This window comes from Aquimarina algiphila, assembly GCF_007489275.1.
Lineage (GTDB): Bacteria > Bacteroidota > Bacteroidia > Flavobacteriales > Flavobacteriaceae > Aquimarina > Aquimarina algiphila.
Genome location: NZ_VLNR01000176.1, coordinates 1 through 2,441, shown reverse-complemented (window position 1 = coordinate 2,441; position 2,441 = coordinate 1). Strand labels below are relative to the sequence as shown.

Annotated in this window: 1 protein-coding gene; it reads right to left on the bottom strand. The window is 40.8% G+C overall.

Annotated elements, in window-relative coordinates:
* Positions 1 to 1,928: SprB repeat-containing protein (locus FOF46_RS30955; RefSeq protein ID WP_478209732.1), on the bottom strand; the 1,928-nt coding region annotated here is incomplete at its 3' end.
* Between the last annotated feature and the right edge of the window lie 513 nt (positions 1,929 to 2,441).

Genomic DNA, 2,441 nt, shown 5'->3' with positions numbered 1-2,441 from the left:
GTCTCTGATCCTGACGATGATGGACCAGTATAAGCAACATCATAGGGTGCTGTACCTCCACTAATCGTTAAGGTAATCACTGGGAAAACATCATCATTTGTCGCATTACACGCATATGGTGTTTGTGAAGGAACTACATTTAAAGCAGCCGTAGGACCCACAATAGTAATAGGCTCCAACGTCACAGGACAACCTCTTGATGAAGTTACTACAACTTCATATTGACCCGCAGTAATAGGAGCAATCGTATTATTAAATAATGGACTCGCCTGAGGACCAGCTACTGAAGCTCCCGCTGCTGTAGGTGATGGATCATATACAAATAGTTCATATGTATATGGAGTGTCATCATCTGCAGAAGGATCTAAACTTATTAAAATACTACCATCATTGCCTCCAAAACAAGATACCGGAGTAACTGCCGCTGAAGGTATTGGATCTACAAAAGTAGGAACCGTAATATCAAAAGTGTCCGTACAACCAGGTGCCACATTAATAGCACTATCGGTAACCTCTACTCGATAATCTCCAGGGAAAATACCATCCGTACCAGGGGTAGTACTACTAAACGTTATCTGATTAGCTCCTGGACCTGGTGTCTGAGTAACGCCCGGTATTGTAACGCTCGTACCAGCATTAACTAAATCAAAAGTAAAATTACCCGGATTAGCCGTAATGTCAGAACCTCCTGTAACCGTAGCTACAATAGTCGCATCGTTTGCCCTACATGTAGGATCAGTAAAGACAGCTGTAACTTGTAACTCTGGAAATACCTCAATAGTTCGTGGTAAAGATGGACAGCCATTCTCATCAAAAGCAACAACTGAATATGTGCCAGGACCACTTAATGGAAAATCTATCGTAGCCGTATTAGGACCTGTAGCTGTACCAGCAACTCGAGCACCGCCATCTAAAGAGAACGTTAACGCTCCCGTTCCTGGTGGAATAGGAACATTACTCGTCGCCGTTACTGTAAAAGTATAAGCATTATCAAAGGTACAGGCATCATCAACAAAAGCATCAATAGTATCAATTACTGGCGCAGGAGTAACTGGAGGGATTGCAATTTGCCTTGGTGTAATACAACCATTGGCATCTCTTACAAAAATTACCCAGTTTAAACTTGTTGCCGGATCTAAAGTAAATGTATCTGTTAGTGGGAATACTGCCGGATCTGCCGGTACTTGTGGTGGACCAGCAACCAATATTCCTGCAACCGCTGCATACTCATAAGGACCATTACCTCCATCAGCGTCCATCACTACAGTAGACATTTCCATATTACTACAATTAGGTGCAGTAGCACTTACTATATCCAAAGTCAATGGATCTGGTTGAGTAATCGTAACTACATTAGAAGTATCATCACAGAACGGTGTTTGAGTTGCTGTAACTAAAACAGTTATATCTCCTGCTTCTAATCCACTTATCGTTATTGGTCCTGTAGCGGTATCATCAGAACCACTAACCGTAGTCACCGGTACTGTACTACTATTCGTAGCAACATAATTATAAGTACCTGTATATCCTGTAACTGTTAAAGTAATTTCTCCTGTATCATCTCCAGCACATAAAACATTTGTTAATGGAGTTATTGTTGCTTCTATTGTATCAAATGGAGCAATAGGATAAGCTGGAGTATCTATAGTACATGTAGTCGTCTGATCTAAAATCTGGAATACATAATTACCAACACTTGGTAATGTAAATACTGCTCTGGTTTCTATCTCTGGTGTACCTACATCATCTAATGTTCCTGCAGCTACAACTATTGGTGGTGCAGGTAAAATACCAGTTCCACTTAGGGCTGTAAAGGTAAATGGACCTGTTCCTCCTGTAATCGATACAATCACAGTCTCTGGATTAGTACATGAAATGACTCCATTATTAACAGCACTCGTATCTCTAGTAATCGTTGGATCTGTCATGATCGCAAATGGTGGAACAATAACATCAAAAGTCGTGAATACACAATTATTCTCATCTGTCACAGTAATACTATAGGTACCAGCAACAGGAGCAGTAATATCATATTGAACATCGGCTGCCACTGCATCAGCATCAGCAACATCAGTCTCTGATCCTGACNTCTGGATTAGTACATGAAATGACTCCATTATTAACAGCACTCGTATCTCTAGTAATCGTTGGATCTGTCATGATCGCAAATGGTGGAACAATAACATCAAAAGTCGTGAATACACAATTATTCTCATCTGTCACAGTAATACTATAGGTACCAGCAACAGGAGCCGTTATATTATATTGAACATCTGCAGCTACCAGATCAGCATCTGTAACATCTGTCTCTGATCCTGACGATGATGGACCAGTATAAGCAACATCATAGGGTGCTGTACCTCCACTAATCGTTAAGGTAATCACTGGGAAAACATCATCATTTGTCGCATTACACGCATATGGTGTTTGTGAAGGAACTA